General features: G+C 27.9%; 18 protein-coding genes and 1 tRNA gene. 5 read left to right on the top strand and 14 right to left on the bottom strand.

Annotation, left to right across the window (positions count from 1 at the left end):
* The first annotated feature begins 51 nt into the window (after nucleotides 1–51).
* On the top strand, nucleotides 52–525 hold the full coding sequence (locus tag KO506_RS13625) for a Dps family protein (protein WP_215995470.1): 474 nt from the start codon (nucleotides 52–54) through the stop codon (nucleotides 523–525).
* Nucleotides 526–612: 87 nt separating this feature from the next.
* Here KO506_RS13625 and KO506_RS17110 read toward each other — a convergent pair whose 3' ends face one another.
* From KO506_RS17110 to KO506_RS13610, 3 genes are all read right to left on the bottom strand, one after another.
* Nucleotides 613–1254: an acyloxyacyl hydrolase gene (locus KO506_RS17110; protein ID WP_252726868.1), complete on the bottom strand. Its 642-nt coding sequence runs from the start codon at nucleotides 1252–1254 to the stop codon at nucleotides 613–615.
* Nucleotides 1255–1257: 3 nt separating this feature from the next.
* Complete coding sequence (locus tag KO506_RS13615) at nucleotides 1258–2145, bottom strand: 3-hydroxybutyryl-CoA dehydrogenase (protein ID WP_215995469.1); 888 nt, start codon at nucleotides 2143–2145, stop codon at nucleotides 1258–1260.
* A gap of 134 nt (nucleotides 2146–2279) precedes the next feature.
* Nucleotides 2280–3257, bottom strand: a complete 978-nt coding sequence (locus tag KO506_RS13610; RefSeq protein ID WP_215995468.1) for a Gfo/Idh/MocA family oxidoreductase — start codon at nucleotides 3255–3257, stop codon at nucleotides 2280–2282.
* A gap of 194 nt (nucleotides 3258–3451) precedes the next feature.
* Here KO506_RS13610 and KO506_RS13605 point away from each other — a divergent pair, with 194 nt between their 5' ends.
* Nucleotides 3452–4093, top strand: a complete 642-nt coding sequence (locus KO506_RS13605) for a protein-L-isoaspartate(D-aspartate) O-methyltransferase (RefSeq protein ID WP_215995467.1) — start codon at nucleotides 3452–3454, stop codon at nucleotides 4091–4093.
* Here KO506_RS13605 and KO506_RS13600 read toward each other — a convergent pair.
* Genes KO506_RS13600 through KO506_RS13580 form a run of 5 tightly spaced genes read right to left on the bottom strand, consistent with a single transcriptional unit; the run spans nucleotide 4090 to nucleotide 7439 of the window.
* A complete protein-coding gene (locus KO506_RS13600) occupies nucleotides 4090–5328 on the bottom strand; it encodes an ATP-binding cassette domain-containing protein (protein WP_215995466.1) in 1239 nt (412 codons plus the stop codon). The two genes, KO506_RS13605 and KO506_RS13600, sit on opposite strands and share 4 nt — an antisense overlap.
* 12 nt (nucleotides 5329–5340) lie before the next feature.
* Nucleotides 5341–5766, bottom strand: coding sequence for a DUF2147 domain-containing protein (locus KO506_RS13595; RefSeq protein ID WP_215995465.1), 426 nt, complete (start codon nucleotides 5764–5766; stop codon nucleotides 5341–5343).
* A gap of 36 nt (nucleotides 5767–5802) precedes the next feature.
* On the bottom strand, nucleotides 5803–6225 hold the full coding sequence (locus KO506_RS13590) for a DUF2147 domain-containing protein (protein ID WP_215995464.1): 423 nt from the start codon (nucleotides 6223–6225) through the stop codon (nucleotides 5803–5805).
* Between the two features lies 1 nt (nucleotide 6226).
* Nucleotides 6227–6754 carry a KdsC family phosphatase gene (locus KO506_RS13585; RefSeq protein ID WP_215995463.1) on the bottom strand — a complete coding sequence of 176 codons (528 nt, stop codon included), beginning with the start codon at nucleotides 6752–6754 and terminating at the stop codon, nucleotides 6227–6229.
* The gene (locus KO506_RS13580) at nucleotides 6744–7439 is read right to left on the bottom strand and encodes a Rossmann-like and DUF2520 domain-containing protein (RefSeq protein WP_215995462.1); all 696 of its coding nucleotides are present in this window, start codon (nucleotides 7437–7439) and stop codon (nucleotides 6744–6746) included. Before KO506_RS13580 ends, KO506_RS13585 begins: the two co-directional genes overlap by 11 nt.
* Before the next feature lie 73 nt (nucleotides 7440–7512).
* On the opposite strand from KO506_RS13580, the gene KO506_RS13575 reads away from it, so the two are divergent.
* Nucleotides 7513–8670 (top strand): trans-sulfuration enzyme family protein, encoded by a 1158-nt coding sequence (locus KO506_RS13575; RefSeq protein WP_215995461.1) that lies wholly within the window; start codon nucleotides 7513–7515, stop codon nucleotides 8668–8670.
* A gap of 38 nt (nucleotides 8671–8708) precedes the next feature.
* Here the strand turns inward: KO506_RS13575 and KO506_RS13570 are convergent, their stop codons facing one another.
* Entirely contained in the window at nucleotides 8709–10538 is a 1830-nt protein-coding gene (locus KO506_RS13570) for an SLC13 family permease (protein WP_252726867.1), read from the bottom strand.
* A gap of 278 nt (nucleotides 10539–10816) precedes the next feature.
* On the opposite strand from KO506_RS13570, the gene bshB1 reads away from it, so the two are divergent.
* Both bshB1 and KO506_RS13560 read left to right on the top strand, forming a co-directional pair.
* A complete protein-coding gene (bshB1, locus tag KO506_RS13565) occupies nucleotides 10817–11533 on the top strand; it encodes a bacillithiol biosynthesis deacetylase BshB1 (protein ID WP_215995459.1) in 717 nt (238 codons plus the stop codon).
* A gap of 54 nt (nucleotides 11534–11587) precedes the next feature.
* Nucleotides 11588–11663: transfer RNA gene (locus KO506_RS13560), tRNA-His, on the top strand.
* 167 nt (nucleotides 11664–11830) lie between these two features.
* Here KO506_RS13560 and KO506_RS13555 read toward each other — a convergent pair.
* From KO506_RS13555 to KO506_RS13535, 5 genes are all read right to left on the bottom strand, one after another.
* The gene (locus tag KO506_RS13555) at nucleotides 11831–12196 is read right to left on the bottom strand and encodes a helix-turn-helix domain-containing protein (RefSeq protein WP_215995458.1); all 366 of its coding nucleotides are present in this window, start codon (nucleotides 12194–12196) and stop codon (nucleotides 11831–11833) included.
* A gap of 273 nt (nucleotides 12197–12469) precedes the next feature.
* Nucleotides 12470–12853: a helix-turn-helix domain-containing protein gene (locus KO506_RS13550; RefSeq protein WP_215995457.1), complete on the bottom strand. Its 384-nt coding sequence runs from the start codon at nucleotides 12851–12853 to the stop codon at nucleotides 12470–12472.
* Between the two features lie 55 nt (nucleotides 12854–12908).
* Complete coding sequence (locus KO506_RS13545) at nucleotides 12909–13655, bottom strand: LytR/AlgR family response regulator transcription factor (RefSeq protein ID WP_215995456.1); 747 nt, start codon at nucleotides 13653–13655, stop codon at nucleotides 12909–12911.
* 17 nt (nucleotides 13656–13672) lie between these two features.
* On the bottom strand, nucleotides 13673–15649 hold the full coding sequence (locus tag KO506_RS13540) for a histidine kinase (RefSeq protein WP_215995455.1): 1977 nt from the start codon (nucleotides 15647–15649) through the stop codon (nucleotides 13673–13675).
* An 81-nt stretch (nucleotides 15650–15730) separates the two neighbouring features.
* Nucleotides 15731–16822 carry a hypothetical protein gene (locus KO506_RS13535; RefSeq protein ID WP_215995454.1) on the bottom strand — a complete coding sequence of 364 codons (1092 nt, stop codon included), beginning with the start codon at nucleotides 16820–16822 and terminating at the stop codon, nucleotides 15731–15733.
* Nucleotides 16823–16997: the final 175 nt, after the last annotated feature.

Genomic DNA, 16997 nt, shown 5'->3' with positions numbered 1-16997 from the left:
ATAGTCATAAATTTCACATAAATTTGAATTATCAAAAATAAAACAAATAAAATGACCAAAACAATATTAGGATTAGACAAAAAAGAAACAGCAAATTTAGTTACAGAATTAAATGGTTTGTTAGCAAATTTTCAAATTTATTACCAGAATTTAAGAGGTTTACATTGGAATATTAAAGGGAAAAACTTTTTTGAATTACACGTAAAATTTGAAGAGTTTTATACAGACTCGCAAATTAAGATAGATGAAATTGCAGAACGTATTTTAACATTACAAGGTAAACCTTTGCATACTTTTACAGATTATATAGATAATTCTTCTGTGCCAGTTGGTAAAGACATTTCTAATGATGTAGATGGAGTAGAGTTAGTTGTAAATTCATTATCAGAGTTATTAAAAATAGAAAGAACTATTTTAGAGGCTGCAGATGAAGCTAATGATGAAGGTACAAATTCTATGATGAGCGATTTTATTGCTGAGCAAGAAAAAACAATTTGGATGTTAAATTCTTGGTTAGGTAAATAATTTAGGCTGTTGTAAAACAAGAAATGATTTTACTTTTTAAAAAGCTTGTTTAAGTTTCTGTTTATTAGAAGTTTAAATAAGTTTTTTTTATATCTGAAAAGAATAACCAATTTCAAAACCTAAAATATTATAACCTGCATTTGGTTGATTAAAATCTAAATTAGAAACGTGGCCAAACAAATTTGTACCTATATATAAATAAGAATTAGCAAAAGTTTGGTAAGAAAAACCGAAAGAAAAATTTTCGATAAATGTAAAGCCCTTTGCAACACGCTCTGTTCTAGTATCAATGTAATTAAAACCTAAACTTAAAGTAGCTTGTAAAGCTAATTTATTTAAAAGTTGTCTTTTTGCAGCAAAACCAAATTCAACCCCATATAAATTCATTTCTTTTTGTTGCGTAAATTCTTCTCTTTTTTCAAGATAATTTCCTACATCTGGTGTAACATATTGCTCGTTAATTAATTGATGTTTTATATATTGAATTTGAGGTTGTACAATTAATTCAATATCAAATTTTCTCCACTGTGTTAATTTGTAAAAAGCCTGTGCTTTATAGGTATTTGTAGAATAATCATAATCAGGATCATCATTTAAAAAATTCTCGTTTGTTGCAGAATTATATAAAAAACCAACCTTATAAGGTTTTAGTTTTGATTCCTTTTTTACATCTTGAGAAACAATAGAAAAATTTATAAAAAATAATAAAACGATTAGGCTATTTTTCATTAATTAAACAAACATTTTTGCAACAGTTTCAGCTTTTCTACTTACAGTATAATCGTAAAAACCTTCACCAGATTTTACGCCTAATTTACCAGCATTTACCATATTAACCAACAGTGGGCAAGGAGCATATTTTGGATTTTTAAAACCATCATACATCACATTTAAAATAGATAAACAAACATCTAAACCAATAAAATCTGCCAATTGTAAAGGTCCCATTGGGTGAGCCATTCCTAATTTCATAACAGTATCAATCTCAGTAACACCAGCAACTCCATTGTATAAAGTTTCAATAGATTCGTTAATCATTGGCATTAAAATTCGGTTGGCTACAAATCCAGGATAATCATTTACTTCAACTGGAATTTTACTAATTTTCTTAGACAATGCTACAATCTCACTCATCACTTCATCAGTTGTATTGTAACCTCTAATAATTTCAACCAATTTCATAATTGGTACAGGATTCATAAAATGCATTCCAATAACTTTTTCTGGCCTTTTTGTAACAGCAGCAATTTGAGTAATAGAAATAGACGATGTATTTGTAGCTAAAATGGTTTTTGCATCACAAATAGCATCTAATTCTTTAAAAATTTTCGACTTTAAAGCAACATTTTCTGTAGCAGCTTCAACAACTAAATCCATATTTTTAACACTATCTTTAATGGCGGTAAATGTGGTAATGTTATTTAAAGTAGTAGTTTTATCAGCTTCAGAAATTTTTTCTTTAGCCAACATTCTATCCAAATTTTTGGTAATTGTGGTTACACCTTTTTGCAAAGCAGCTTCAGAAATATCAATTAAATGTACATTATAATTAAATTGAGCAAAAGTATGGGCAATTCCATTTCCCATAGTTCCAGCTCCAATTACAGCTATGTTTTTCATCAAAAAATAAATTTAAAAGTTAATGTTTTGGGCGTTTTAACAGGCTTTCATTACTCGCTTTTTTGTAAAAACAAAAAGAGCTTAAACAGGCCATTCAATCCCTAACGCAATTGTTTGCTAACAAAGGGTAAAATTTAAACAACGGCTTGTGTTTTAAAACAATCTATTACCCATTGTGCAATTCGTAAAGCTTCAGAACCATTTGCTAAAGTTACAATTGGTCTTGTATCATTTAAAATGGCATCAGCAAAAGTTTCTAGCTCGTCTAAAATTGCGTTATTGTTTGTAACTTCTGGGTTTTCGAAATATATTTGTTTTTCTACGCCTTCATCATTCTTTAAAACCATTGCGAATTCATCTAAATTATCTGGTGCATCTTGTATTCTAACAATTTCTGATTCTTTACTTAGAAAGTTTACAGAAATATAAGCATCTTTCTGAAAAAAGCGAGTTTTACGCATATTTTTCATAGAAATTCTGCTGGATGTTAAATTAGCAACACAGCCATTTTCAAACTCAATTCTAGCATTTGCTATATCTGGAGTTTCAGAAATTACAGATATTCCGCTTGCGTGCACGTCTTTTACCTTAGAGTTTACACAAGAAAGTATAATATCAATATCGTGAATCATTAAATCTAACACAACAGGCACATCAGTTCCTCTCGGATTAAACTCGGCCAATCTATGCGTTTCAATAAACATTGGGTTGTTTATTTTGTCTTTAACAGCAGTAAAAGCTGGGTTAAAACGCTCTACGTGACCAACTTGACCTTTTACGTGATGTTGGCTAGCTAATGTTCTAATCGCTTCAGCTTCTAACATTGTTTTTGCTATTGGTTTTTCAATAAATATATGACGCCCTTTTTCTATTGCTTTTTTAGCACAATCAAAATGAGATAAAGTAGGTGTTACAATATCAACAACTTCTACTGCATCAATTAATTCATCAATAGAATTAAAAGAAGTGTAACCAAAATCTTCGACTACTTTTTTCGCATTTTCTATAGAAGGATCGTAAAAACCAACTAATTCGTATTTTGAAGATTGTTTTAATAATTTTAGATGAATTTTCCCTAAATGACCTGCTCCTAAAACCCCTACTTTAAGCATATATATTATTGTTTTTGTCTTTGCAAAAGGATAAAAACAAACATTAATAATAAGTTTAGTTTGTTAATTGTTTTGAAAAAGACGTTAGTTTTTAATTAATGATTTTTAAAAAATCAGCTAAAAACAAAGATACAATTTTATAAGAGTTTAATTTAATTTATTACTATTTTTAGACTCTTGAAACTAAACCAAAATTGAGAGATACAGCAAAACACCAAGGTCTTCGAAACCAATTAGCTAACGTTTTACAAGCAAAAGGCATTACAGATAATAATGTATTAAATGCAGTACGTAAAATTCCACGACATTTATTTATTGACTCTAGTTTTGAGTCTCATGCTTATCAAGACAAGGCTTTTCCTATTGCTGCAGATCAAACAATTTCTCAGCCTTACACTGTAGCTTTTCAATCACAAACTTTAAAGGTTAATAGAGGTGATAAAGTTTTAGAAATTGGTACAGGTTCAGGATATCAAACTGCAGTTTTGTTAGAGTTAAAAGCAGAAGTGTATTCAATAGAAAGGCAACACGAATTATTTAAAAAAACCTCTTTGTTTTTACCAAAATTAGGTTACAAACCAAAGAAATTTATTTTTGGTGATGGTTATAAAGGTTTACCAGAAAAAGCACCTTTCGATAAAATTATTGTAACTGCTGGTGCTCCTTTTGTGCCAAAACCTTTACTATCACAACTAAAAGTAGGAGGTATGCTATTGATTCCTGTTGGTGATAAAACTCAAATTATGACTTTGTTTATCAGAAAATCTCCCAAAGAATTCGAAAAACACGAATTAGGTGATTTTGCTTTTGTACCAATGTTAGAAGAGAGAAATTAATTGCTTTTTATTATTTTTCCTATAGAGCCTTTTTGTGAAGGAATTAGTTTGTAAATAGAATTTGGTTGTAAGTTTTTTATAGATTTATGAGACACAAAAATTATAGCTGTGTTACTTTCTTGGTTAATTTTATTAATTAAAGCTATAATTATTGCTGTACTTTTATCATCTAAATTTATTAAAGGTTCGTCTAAAATTAATAAAGGTGGATGTTTAATCATTGCTCTTGCAATTAAAACTAATCTTTGATTTACATTAGATAAATTTTGAAAAAGTTCTTTTGATTCACTTTCTAAATCGAGTAATTTTAACCATTCAATTGCTAATTTTTCTTTGAGAATAGAAGGAGTTTTATATAAACCAATACTATCAAAAAAGCCAGAAATTACCATCTCTTTTACAGTAGTATTTCTCTTAAATAATTCTAACATTGAAGGGTTAAAATACCCAATTTTCTCTTTTATTTCCCAAATACTTTCTCCAGAACCCTTTTTTTTGCCAAATAAATAAACTTCTTGCCCAAAAGCTTTTATATTATTGCCATAAATCATTGATAAAATGGTGCTTTTTCCAGAACCATTAGGACCTATTAATTGCCAAAATTCGTTTTTACTAATGGTCCAATTAATATTATTTAAAATGTGATTTTCATCATAAGAAACATTTACATTTTGTAGAGAAATTAATTGATTGGGTATGTTTTTATAAAATGTTATTGGTTTAGGTATATTAAAATTAAAAGTGAAAACATCTTCTGTAAAACTATAATTATTAATAGGAATTATAGTGTTAATATTATCGTTTTCAATGTCAAAATAATGAGTAATTACTGGTAGTATTTCTTCTTTTCTACTAATAATTTGTATTAAAGTTATTTCTTTAGATAAGTTTATAAGTTTTTCTTTTAATTCTTTAACGGAATTTTTGTCTAAACTTTCAAAAGGACTTTCTAAAATTATAAAATCAGGATTTTGCTGTAATAAGTATTTGAGTAGCGCTTTTTTTTGTTCTCCACTAGAAAAAGTACGGATTGATCTTTTTTCTTTTTTTGTTAAATTATGAGAACTATGTTTTGCCTCATTTTCTATGAATTTGGTTAAAATAGCATTAGAGAATAGAAGTCCTTTTTTGTTATTTAAATTGGTTATTGGATGATTGTCTTTTAATATGTTTTCAATTATTTTACTTTCTCTAGTAAGGTTCTCCTTTTCAAGGATATAATGGAAGTTTTCCATACTTATTAAAATTTATTTAGCCCTTTGCCAATATTTAGTTTTTCCGAAAAGAGAAACTCCAAGATAACCACGAATCTTTAATTTATCTGGTTTTACTAATTTTATATAACATTTATAAATTTTACCATTTCTAGGGTCTAAAATTTCTCCTCCAGACCATTCTTCTTCATTTTTTTCTAAACCAGTTAAAATTTCTAAACCTAAAATAGGTTTATTTTTATTAGCTCCTTCACATTTTTCGCAAATTGCTTTTTGTCTGTTTGGATCAGTAATTTTTAAAATTTTAGCATAAGCTTTGCCATTTTTCTTATACATTTCAATTACAGAATCAACTTTGCCTGTATCATCATTAATAGTATTCCATTTACCAAAAATAGTTTGTGAATTAACTGATAAAGAAATGAATAAAATAATTAAAGTTGAAAGTAGTTTTATCATAATGTATTTGTAATTAGGTGTTTAATTAATTTTATTTTAGTTTCTATCCCAATAAACAGTTTTACCAAAAATAGGAATACCTGCATAACCTCTTACTTTTAGCTTTTTTGAATTTATGAACTTAATATAAACATTAAAATAATTTCCAGTTCTAGGATCTAATCCATAACCACCAACCCATTTATTGCCTTTTTTGGTTAATTTATATAAGATGTGCATTCCTAAAGCAGGTTTGTCTTTTAAACTTCCTTTACATTCTGTACAAAGTCCGTTTTTTAATTCAGGATCTGTTATATCTATTATTTTAGCAAACAATTCTCCATTTTTTTCATAGATTTCAACTACAGAATCTATTTCTCCTGTTTTTTCATCTCTAGAATTCCATGTACCAAGAACTTCTTGTGCATTCATTGTAATTGTTATAAAAAAGACTAAGATAAAAAATAATCCTTTTTTCATTTTAATCATACTTAGCATCAAAATTATTATCCCATTTACCTTGAACTCTTAAAATCTGTTCAATAATATCTCTAACACAACCTTCACCACCTTTTTTATCAGAAATATATTTAGCAACTCCTTGTATTTCTTGGGCTGCATCATTAGGTGCACAAGGTAAACCAACTAATTTCATAACAGGATAATCAGGAACATCATCCCCCATATATAAAACATTTTCTGGCTGTAAATTATATTTTTCAACCAACTCATTATATTGTTGTATTTTGTTATGAGCACCCAAATAAATATCTTTAATTCCTAAATTTGCTAAACGAGTTCTTACGCCTTCGTTTTTTCCGCCAGAAATAATACAAACGTTAAAGCCTTTATCTACAGCCGTTTTTAAGGCATAACCATCTTTAATATTCATATGTCTAACCAATTCTCCATCAGGCATTATGGTTACCATTCCGTTTGTGAGTACACCATCTACATCAAAAATTAAAGTAGTGATTTTTGGTAATAATTGTTTGTAACTAATTTCCATTTTGGATTGATTCTGTTAAGATTGTATATATTTTTTGTTGATCTTTATTTAGCAAAGCTAAATGATTTTTTATTGTTTTTTGATCTTTTCTTACTGCTGGGCCAGTTTGTGCTTTTTCTGGTGACAATACTTTAATTTTTGTCGCAGTTTCTTGTATTAAAGGCATTAAAATTTCGAAAGGCACATTATAATTATTACAAATATCGTTCCCAATTTTAAATAAGTGATTGGTAAAGTTATTTACAAAAACAGCAGTAACATGTAATATTTTTCGTTGTTCAGAATTAATAGAGTAGGTTTTATCACTTATTAAATTTGCTAAATTTTCTAGTAATTTATAATCTTGCTCATTTTCTGCTTCTAAGCAAAATGGAACTTCAGAAAAATCGACTTTTTTGTTTTTAGAAAAAGTTTGTAGCATATAAAAAACACCTTTTTGGGTGCTGTTTTTCAATTCTTGGATACTACAAGCGCCAGAAGTATGAACTATAAGAGTGTTATTTATTTTTGATGAAACTTCAGCAATAGCATCATCTGAAACCGCAATAATAGTAATGTCTGCTTTCGGAATATTTTCTAACTTTCTAGAACTGATTTGAGAAACCTGAATTTTATCAATATTAGAAAATACATTATATAAATGAAAGCCTACATTTCCTGTTCCAACAACTAAAACTGATACCATAAAACGAAGATATTGATTTTATAAATAAAACTTAGATTTGGTTTTCATAAATTAGCGATGACAAATTTTATATATGAAAAATTCTAAAAAATTAGGTATAAATACAACTTGTGTTCATGTTGGTGAAGTTATAGATGAACAATTTAAAGGAGCAGTGTCTCCTATATATATGGCAACTTCGTATGCTTTTGATAATGTTGATGTAAAACGTTACCCTCGTTATTATAATACTCCAAATCAAGAAATGCTTTGTAAAAAAATTGCGGCTTTAGAAAATACAGAAGACGCATTGATTTTTAGTTCGGGTATGGCAGCAATTTCATCTGCAATGTTGGCTTTTTTAAAAAGAGGAGATCATGTTGTAATTCAGCAAGTTATTTATGGAGGAACTTATAATTTTATTGTATCAGAATTTGATAAATACGGAATTGAATATTCTTTTACTGAATCTGATAAAGTTGAAGATTTTATCACTTTAGTAAAAGAAAATACCAAAATTTTATATATCGAAACTCCATCAAATCCGTTATTAGGAATCACTGATATGCAAGCCATTGCTGATGTTGCTAAAGAAAATAATATCTTAACAATGATTGATAATACGTTTGCTTCGCCTATTAATCAAAATCCTTATAATTTCGGAATTGACATTATTATACATTCTGCAACAAAATATATGGGAGGGCATTCAGATATTTCTGCAGGAGCTATTGCAGCGTCTAAAAAACATATTGAGCAAATCTGGAAAACCGCCATTAATTTAGGAGGAAATTTAAGCGAGCAAACAGTTTGGTTGTTAGAAAGAAGTTTAAAAACATTAAACTTAAGAGTAAAAACACAAACCGAAAATGCTAAAATTATGGCAGATTATTTAGAAGCTAATTCTAATATAGATGCTGTTTATTATCCTGGTTTAAAAAGTAATCCTGGTTTTGAAATTGCGGAAAAACAAATGAAAGACTTTGGGGCAATGTTGTCTTTTGAGTTATCAGCAAATATAGATCCAATGGAGTTTCAACGAAATTTACAGTTAATAAAATCCTCAATGAGTTTGGCAGGTTTAGAGAGTACAACAGTAAGTCCGGCTCAAACTACACACGCTTTATTAACAGAAGAACAACGTTTAGAAAGAGGGATAAAAGACGGATTAATTCGTTTTTCTGTAGGTATTGAAGAAACAGAAGATTTAATTGCTGATATAGAACAAGCCATAAAAAAAGCGAAGAAATAAATATCTTCGCTTTTCGTAGTTTAACAAATTATACACTCTTAAAATGGCCAGATAATTGGCACTAATAATAAGGTTGTAATTATAAATAATATTAAAAGAGGAAAGCCTACTTTTAAATAATCCATAAATTTATAATCACCAGAACTCATAACCATTGCATTTGTGGTTGTACCTATAGGAGTTAAAAACGCTGTAGATGCACTAATTGCAACTGTAATTAATAATGGTTCTGGAGAAATATTTAAAGTTCCTGCAGCTAAAATTACAATTGGCGTCATTAAAACTGCTGTTGCAGAATTATTTATAAACTGACTAAATGTTGTAGTTAATAAGAAAATTCCACCTAATAATAGAGTAGGGTTACCTTCTCCTAAAAAGCTAATTAAAGAATTAGAAATCATTTCTGCAGTTCCTGTTTTTTGAATGGCAACACCCATAGGTATCATTGCAGCAATCATAACTACACTTGTAAAACTGATACTTTTGTAGGCTTTTGTAAATGGTACACAACCAGAAAATAAAACAATACCAGCAGAGATTAATGCTGCAATAGAACCAGGTACAGCTTTTATTACTAAAAGTACAATCATTAAAATTAAAGCACCTAAAGCAATAAAAGATTTTGGTGTAAGTTCATCTACATCTTTTAACATTTCTTCTGGGCTACCAACAACTACAATATTTTTGTGTTGATCTTTTAATTGTTCAATATTTTCCCAAGGACCTCTAATAATAAAACTATCTCCAGAATTTACTCTCATTTCTTCTTCTAAATAAGGTTCTCTATTTCTAGATGTTGCTAGTAATTGAATGTCATATCTTTTAAAATATTCTTTTAATTTCATTTTTCTACCCACTAAAAAAGATTTTGGAGAAACTAAAACTTCTGCCATACCAACTTCTTGACTAATTAAGTTGTTACGTAATTCGCTTTTAGCAGATTCTTTGGTTAATAATCCTAAATTAAATTCAATCATTAACTTATTAATATCTTCAGTATTACCTTTAACAGTAATAATGTCATGGTATCTTAACTCAGTTTCATTTTCAGGAAACTCTATATAAGGTTGCGTACCTTTTAATCTATTTGGATGTCTTCTTTTTAAACGAATTACATTAATATGGTATTTATTTTCTAAATCCCAATCACTTAATTTAGTGTCTATTAAAGTTGATATTGAACGGATTCTTAATCTGTAATAATCGTTATCAATTTGATAAGCTTCAATCCATTCGTGTAAAGTTGAATCTATATTAATAGGTTTATTATTTGTTTTATTAGTTGGTAATAATTTAAAACCAAAGTATCTAAAATAAATTAGTGCAATAATTAATAACGGTAAACCAATTAGAGCAAATTCAAAGAAAGAAAAACCTTCAAAACCAGCTTCTATTAAAGCATTATTAGCAATAATATTTGGAGGTGTACCTGTTAAAGTTAATAAACCACCTGTATTAGAACCAAAAGCAACAGGTATTAATATTTTAGAAGGCATTGTACCAATGCTCCAAGCAGAAGAAATTGTAGCAGGTAATAAAGTAGCAACTGTACCTGTATTACTAACAAATCCAGATAACACACCAGAACCTAAAGTTATAATTACAAGTAATTTAGGTACACTTTTACCAGCCAACTCAATCAGTTTTTTACCAGCTAAAGCAGTCCAACCAGTTTGCGACAAACCTTCTCCAATAATAAAAAGAGCAGCAATCATAATTACAGTAGGATTGCTAAAACCGCTAAGAGTTTCACTTAAATTTAAGATTCCACACAAAAACAAACTTAGCATAGAAACTAAGGCTACTACATCTGGAGAGTATTTACCCCAAACAAATAAACCAATGGTAATAACAAGAATAATCAGCATTAAAGTCATAATTTATTTTTTATTTTGATATTGTAAAATTACCATCAATATACATCCGTTTTTATGACAGTTATCATACAATCAAAAATCATTTAATTTTTATGAAATCAATAAAAAAGACACTCGATTTTTAAGATTTTAAAAAGAGAAAACGTAATAGAAATTTAGTAAACCAAATAAAACGCTTTAAAAAGATTATTTTTGTTTAATAGTGATAAATTATAATAGAAAAATATTTTTTGTTTGATGTACATTTGTCATTTTTAAAACAATTAGTAATGAAATTAGATATTTTAGCCTTTGGTGCTCATCCTGATGATGTAGAGTTAGGAAGTGGTGCTACAATTGCCAAAGAAATTTTTTTGGGTAAAAAAGTAGGAATTGTAGACTTAACAAGAGGTGAACTAGGTACAAGAGGTTCTGCAGAATTAAGAGGTTTAGAAGCAAAAAAAGCAGCTGAAATTTTAGGGGTAACTGTTAGAGAAAATTTAGGTTTTGCTGATGGTTTCTTTATAAATGATAAGAAACATCAATTAGAGATTATAAAAATGATTCGCAAATATCAACCAGAAATTGTGTTATGTAATGCAATTGATGATAGGCATATAGATCACTCTAAAGGAAGTCAATTAGTTTCTGATGCTTGTTTTTTAAGTGGATTAATAAAAATTGAAACAGAAGTAGAAGGAAAGCTTCAAGAAAAATGGAGACCTAAACAGGTATATCATTATATACAATGGAAAAATATTGATCCAGATTTTGTAATTGATGTATCAGGTTTCATGGAAATCAAAGAAAAAGCAGTTTTAGCGTATACTTCTCAGTTCTTTGATCCAACAAGTAATGAGCCAGAAACACCTATAACAAGTAAGAATTTTACAGAAAGTATAAACTACAGAGCAAAAGATCTTGGAAGAATAATTGGTGTTGATTTTGCAGAAGGTTATACATCAGAACGTTACGTGGCTGTAGGAAATTTAAGTAAATTAATTTAATTTTTTTCTTTTCAGAATTCAAAAATTAATTATATTTGCACCCGCAAGTTACATGGTGGTTGTAGCTCAGTTGGTTAGAGCGTCGGTTTGTGGTACCGAAAGTCGCCGGTTCGAATCCGGTCTTCCACCCAGAAGTATTAAATTAAAAAGCCTATCTTAACAGATAGGCTTTTTTTAGGGGTAAAGTGGATTTAATTGATTCTTTTTCATTTAATCAAATATCGAAGGTTTAACTTTAAAAATACTGCTAGGGAACAATATGTTTTTTGTTAAACTCTAAATAATACGATGGGCTCGTTAATTAGAATTCTTAACAGAATCTTCAATATTTGATAGTTTTTGAACAATGTCTTTAGATAATTCTTGAAACTGTTTCATAACTATGTTTTTTATATGTTGCTCAATAGGGGATTGAACTTTTAGGGGTACATAATTATTTTTATATTTTGCATTACCTTTAAATAACCATAATGGGTCTATACCTTCTATATTATCTATAATTGCAAGCAAAATAGTTTCATTAGGTTTTTTTGTATAATTAACTACTGCACTTATCAATTGTTGTGAAACTCCTATGAGTTCCGAAAACTGTCTTTGATTTAATCCAGTATCATTAAAAACCTTTATTACTCTATCAGAACGTTGTTTATCTTCATCTTTCATAATAACACTACAAATGTAGTGTATTTTTACCACAAACAATGTAAAATGGGTAAAAAAATAATAATTTATTTTACTCTTATGTATAATGTATTGATAACGAGTATTTTGCAAATATTATTTAAAACAAAAAAAAGCTTACAGTAAGTAAGCTTTTTTTGGGGGTAAGGGGATTTACCTTAATATAAAACCAAATATCAAAGATGTCATCTTATAAATACTGCCTAGGGAACAATATAAATTAGATTTGTAAGTTTTATAACTACGATGGGCTCGTTAATTAGAATTCTTTACAGAATCTTCAATATTTGATAGTTTTTGAATGATATCTTTAGAAAGGTCTTCAAACTCTTTTCTAACTATAGCTTTAATGTGAAGCTCAATAGGGGATTCAGCTTCAGGAGGAGCATAGCTTTTTTTATTACCTCCAGTGCCAGTTAATAACCACATTGGATCTATATCATTTATTTTATCAATAATAGCGAGTAAAATAGCCTCATTAGGCTTCTTTGTATAATTGATTACTGCACTTACCAATTGTTGCGAAACTCCTATGAGTTCAGCAAATTGCCTTTGGTTTAATCCAGAATCATTAAATACTGAAATTACTCTATCAGAACGTTTTTTATCTTCAATTTTCATAGCGTGAGGGACTAACACCACAAATGTAGTAAATATTCACTACAAACAATGATTATTTTAAAAAAAGTTTTATTTATTTTTTCAAAGCAGCAATAATTTCGCTCTTTTTCCTTACTGATACTGGGATGTTAGAAGAATCATTTAATATTAAATAACCTCCATCAGACTTAATAAATTCCTTAATAAAACTCTTATTTACTAAATGACTCTGATGAACTCGTAAGAAATTTACCTCTTTTAAGATGTCTGAGTAATACTTTAAGGTTTTAGATACAAGTATTTTGGTATTATCTTGTAAGTAGAAGGTTGTGTAGTTATTATCAGACTTACATCTTACTATATTTTCAATATCAACAATAATAATCTTTTCTGAAGTGTGTAGTGAAAGTCTTTTTGGTTTTTCAGTAGGTTGTGTAACTAACTGTTTTAAAACGCTTAATTGCTCTTTTTTAGGTTTTATTTGTTCTTTAGCTTTAGTGATTGCATTTGTTAATTCATTAATAGAGTAGGGTTTAAGAATATAATCGATAGCAGCAAACTTAAAAGCTTTAATGGCATATTCATCGCTTGCAGTAACAAATATTACCTTAGTATTTAAGTTAGGTACAATTTCTAAAATATCAAAACCAGTACCATCTCCTAACATAATGTCTAGAAAAAGTAAATCTGGCTCTAGTGATTGTAACTGTTTAGAAGCCTCAACAACACTAGAAGCTGTGCCTATGATTTCTATTTCTGGATGATTCCTTTCTATATCATTAGATAACATATCTAAAGCTTCAGGAATATCATCTACCACAAATGATGTGAACTTTTTCATAATTGGAGTATTTGGTTTTAATAGTCTGTTTTTAAAGGGATTCTAAAATTAACTTCTGTCCCTTTAATCTCTTTATTTTCTTTAATCTCAGTTATCTTTAGATTACTTTTAGTGCTAATTATATATAATCGCTCTTTGGAAACCTTTAAAGCAACTGATTTGTGATGCGAGTGCTGTTTTTGCTTCTTTGATTGGTTAATTCCTATTCCATTGTCAACAATACTACAAAGTAAAAAATGATGTTTTACTTCAAAATTAATGATTATTTCACCTTGTTTGTTTTTCTGGAAAGCGTGTTCTATTGAATTCTCTACAAATGGTTGTATTAACATTGTAGGGATTAGTATTTCTTCTGGATCTATGTTATTTAGATGTGTGTTAATTGAATAGCTAAATGATTTAGAACTCATTCTTTGCTCAAGTTCAATATAATTCTTTAAAAGGTCTATTTCTTCTTGTAAAGTAATCTCTTCTTTTCTAGAATTGTTTAATATACCTCTTAATAAGACAGAGAATTTAGAAATGTTATTATTCAATTCATCTATTTTACTAGCATTTCCTAAAGCTTTTATTCCATTTAGTACATTAAAAATAAAATGAGGATTCATTTGTAATTGTAGAGCTTTTTGCTCTAAAGTAAGTAAACGATTTTTTAATTTTAGTTGATCTACCTTTTCTTTATTTTTTTTATTGATGTTTTTAATATAGAAATGGAGTAAAGTGTAAGATGTTACAAAAAATGTAATGATAACAGCAAAAACAAACCAAGCTTGTTTATAAAAAGGAGCATCAATAGTAAAAGAAAAGGATTTAAAATCGCTTTCTAGAGTGTTAATCTTTGATTGTACTTTAAAATTGTACTTACCTGCATTTAAATTAGGGAAATTGACAGTGTTATTAGTTGACCAAGAAGAAAGTTTACCATTTAATTGATATCTATATTGTATTTTTTTAGGATTAGATAAATCAATAGTCTTAAATGATATTGCAATGTTATTTTCTGAATTTGAGAGTTTTAAGTTATTTACCACAAATAAGGATTCTTGATTTTTGTGGTTTATTTGTAGGTTTTCAAAATGTATTAGAGGTCTATGAGTTGTTGTTGTTGTTGTTAGATTGTTTTGAATCACATATACTCCTTTATTTGATGCTATATATTTAGCACCTTTTTCATCTTTGAAAACGGAATTAATTTGATTTGTTTCTAATGAATTGTACTTATTTATTTTTTGCTTAAAGCTAAAAGAAGGAAGTGAAAAAACTTCAATTCCGTTTGTTTTTGAAGTTACCCAAAGCTCATTTTTTAGTTTTTTTACAGATGAAATATCACTTATAGTTTCAATAATATTTGATATAGAATCTTGTTTAATTATTAATAACTTATTTTTTGCTGTAGCTGCTATTACTGTGTTTTGGAAAATCTCTATTGAATTTGTTTTTTCTTTATTAAATAAATTTATATTATTAAAATTGAGTATGTTATCAATTTTAATTAAACCTTTACTTGATGATAGTAAATAAGAATTATTAATATAAATAATATCATTTATAATTGAAAAATCTATTGTAGAATTAATTTTAACTGGTCTTAAATTATCATTTTTTAAACTATAGATTCCTTCTATAGTACCCACAAAAACATCATTTTTATAAACCAATGTTTTTAGTACTTTTTTAGAAGTATATGTTTTTTCTGAAGATTTATTTTTAATGAATAATCCATTTTCTAAACCAGAATAGATTACATCATTTTCATCAATAAAAAGATTTGTTGTTTTTAATTTATGAATCAGTGTAAAATCGTCTCCATCAAATTTTACCAAACCTTTTTCTGTAGCAATCCATAAATACCCAATTTGGTCTTGTTTAATATCATAAACCATATTACTGGGTAATCCTTCTTTTGTGGTAATATTTTGAATGGTATTTTGAGCCGTCATACAAAACCCAAAAAAGAAGAATAAGATTCCTAAATATTTTTTTAATACTGACATAAAACAAACTTACTAATTTAAACGTCATGATACAGCATTTTGTATCATGACGTTTTTTTAAAAACCACTTTCCCTTTTCAATTATTTCATGGCATACAAACGTTTGTTATTTGTATCTGGTGTAATGTGTTGCAATTCACCATAAGGCTTAACTAAAGGCTTTAAAACTACCAAACCTGTTGTTTTTCCTTTAATGGTTAATGTGCTATTTTTCATAGAATAGGTCCATCTAAATTTTTCAATCGGAATATTTAACTGTTCAACTTCGTAATAAAAGACTTCTTGTTGCTCAATAAAATCCATAATTTCTTCTTGAGATTCAAAAGTTGGTACTTCTTCATCAGAATTGTGGTAATCCAATTCAAATTTTAAAGGAATATTAAATTTTGTAGTATACGCTTCACCAACAAACCTTTCTTCATCATTTTGTAAAGCCTCTAACCAATTGATGTCTTTTTCTTCAGGATATTTTTTAGCTATTTCTTTTGATAAATCTACTTTTCCTGGTGAATTTGCAGTAGGATAAAACACATAATGTGGTTTTGCTAAATAATGTTTGCTAAAATCACCATCAAAAATTGAGTAATAAGGTGAAGCTACCACATTTGGTAATTCATCAGCACAAAATGCATCTTTAAAAACTTTCATTAATGCTGCATTTTCTCCTAATCCATTGGCGTGAAAAATAATTTTAGAATTTGCATTTACACTTTCTTGTAAAATTGGCAAAGTACCTTTTGTAATATGCATTCTTAGAGATTCTGCAGTAACTTTTTCACCTTTAACGACTGTTTCTAAAGACATTCCTTTAAAAGGATTACTATTATTTACAATATGAATTTCTCCATAAGGATTCTCATTTTCGTTATTATTTAACCAGTTAATAATCTCTTCTACAGAATATTGATCTTCTATAATTTGATAGTTTTTTTCTTTAAAAAAAGATCTAGCATTATTGTAATACGTTTCACTGCCTTTATCATAACCAGTAATAAAAACCAAAGGATTTCTGGTGATTACTTCTTCCTTTGCATCAAAATTTAATGTGTTTTCTGCAATTAATGTTGATGATTCCTTTTTTACTACAGATGATGTTTTATCACAATTTACAAAAAGACTAGATGTTAAAATAAATGCTGTAGCAAAGACTGATGTTTTAAATATTGAGTTCATAATTTTAATTTTTTAGTGTTAATACACTGTAAAAGTAAATTAGAACTGAAGTTAAATTTTGGCTATTTTAGAATTCGTGATTGGTGAATTAGAATTCGTTATCAATTGATTTTAACGTCTATAAAATTTATATTAAAACAGAATTTCTTACATTTAAAAGCTAATCAAATACTAT

The sequence above is a fragment of the Polaribacter vadi genome, from assembly GCF_018861005.1.
Lineage (GTDB): Bacteria > Bacteroidota > Bacteroidia > Flavobacteriales > Flavobacteriaceae > Polaribacter > Polaribacter vadi_A.
This window is presented reverse-complemented; position numbering and strand designations above follow the sequence as displayed.

Coding starts and splice junctions, on each gene's coding strand:
- KO506_RS13615 (WP_215995469.1), bottom strand. CDS start 2,145: ATGAAAAACATAGCTGTAATTGGAGCTGGAACTATGGGAAATGGAATT.
- KO506_RS13555 (WP_215995458.1), bottom strand. CDS start 12,196: ATGAAAGATGAAGATAAACAACGTTCTGATAGAGTAATAAAGGTTTTT.
- KO506_RS13625 (WP_215995470.1), top strand. CDS start 52: ATGACCAAAACAATATTAGGATTAGACAAAAAAGAAACAGCAAATTTA.
- KO506_RS13540 (WP_215995455.1), bottom strand. CDS start 15,649: ATGTCAGTATTAAAAAAATATTTAGGAATCTTATTCTTCTTTTTTGGG.
- bshB1 (WP_215995459.1), top strand. CDS start 10,817: ATGAAATTAGATATTTTAGCCTTTGGTGCTCATCCTGATGATGTAGAG.
- KO506_RS13595 (WP_215995465.1), bottom strand. CDS start 5,766: ATGATAAAACTACTTTCAACTTTAATTATTTTATTCATTTCTTTATCA.
- KO506_RS13600 (WP_215995466.1), bottom strand. CDS start 5,328: ATGGAAAACTTCCATTATATCCTTGAAAAGGAGAACCTTACTAGAGAA.
- KO506_RS13570 (WP_252726867.1), bottom strand. CDS start 10,538: ATGCTGATTATTCTTGTTATTACCATTGGTTTATTTGTTTGGGGTAAA.
- KO506_RS13535 (WP_215995454.1), bottom strand. CDS start 16,822: ATGAACTCAATATTTAAAACATCAGTCTTTGCTACAGCATTTATTTTA.
- KO506_RS13585 (WP_215995463.1), bottom strand. CDS start 6,754: ATGGAAATTAGTTACAAACAATTATTACCAAAAATCACTACTTTAATT.
- KO506_RS13590 (WP_215995464.1), bottom strand. CDS start 6,225: ATGAAAAAAGGATTATTTTTTATCTTAGTCTTTTTTATAACAATTACA.
- KO506_RS13545 (WP_215995456.1), bottom strand. CDS start 13,655: ATGAAAAAGTTCACATCATTTGTGGTAGATGATATTCCTGAAGCTTTA.
- KO506_RS13610 (WP_215995468.1), bottom strand. CDS start 3,257: ATGCTTAAAGTAGGGGTTTTAGGAGCAGGTCATTTAGGGAAAATTCAT.
- KO506_RS17110 (WP_252726868.1), bottom strand. CDS start 1,254: ATGAAAAATAGCCTAATCGTTTTATTATTTTTTATAAATTTTTCTATT.
- KO506_RS13580 (WP_215995462.1), bottom strand. CDS start 7,439: ATGGTATCAGTTTTAGTTGTTGGAACAGGAAATGTAGGCTTTCATTTA.
- KO506_RS13575 (WP_215995461.1), top strand. CDS start 7,513: ATGAAAAATTCTAAAAAATTAGGTATAAATACAACTTGTGTTCATGTT.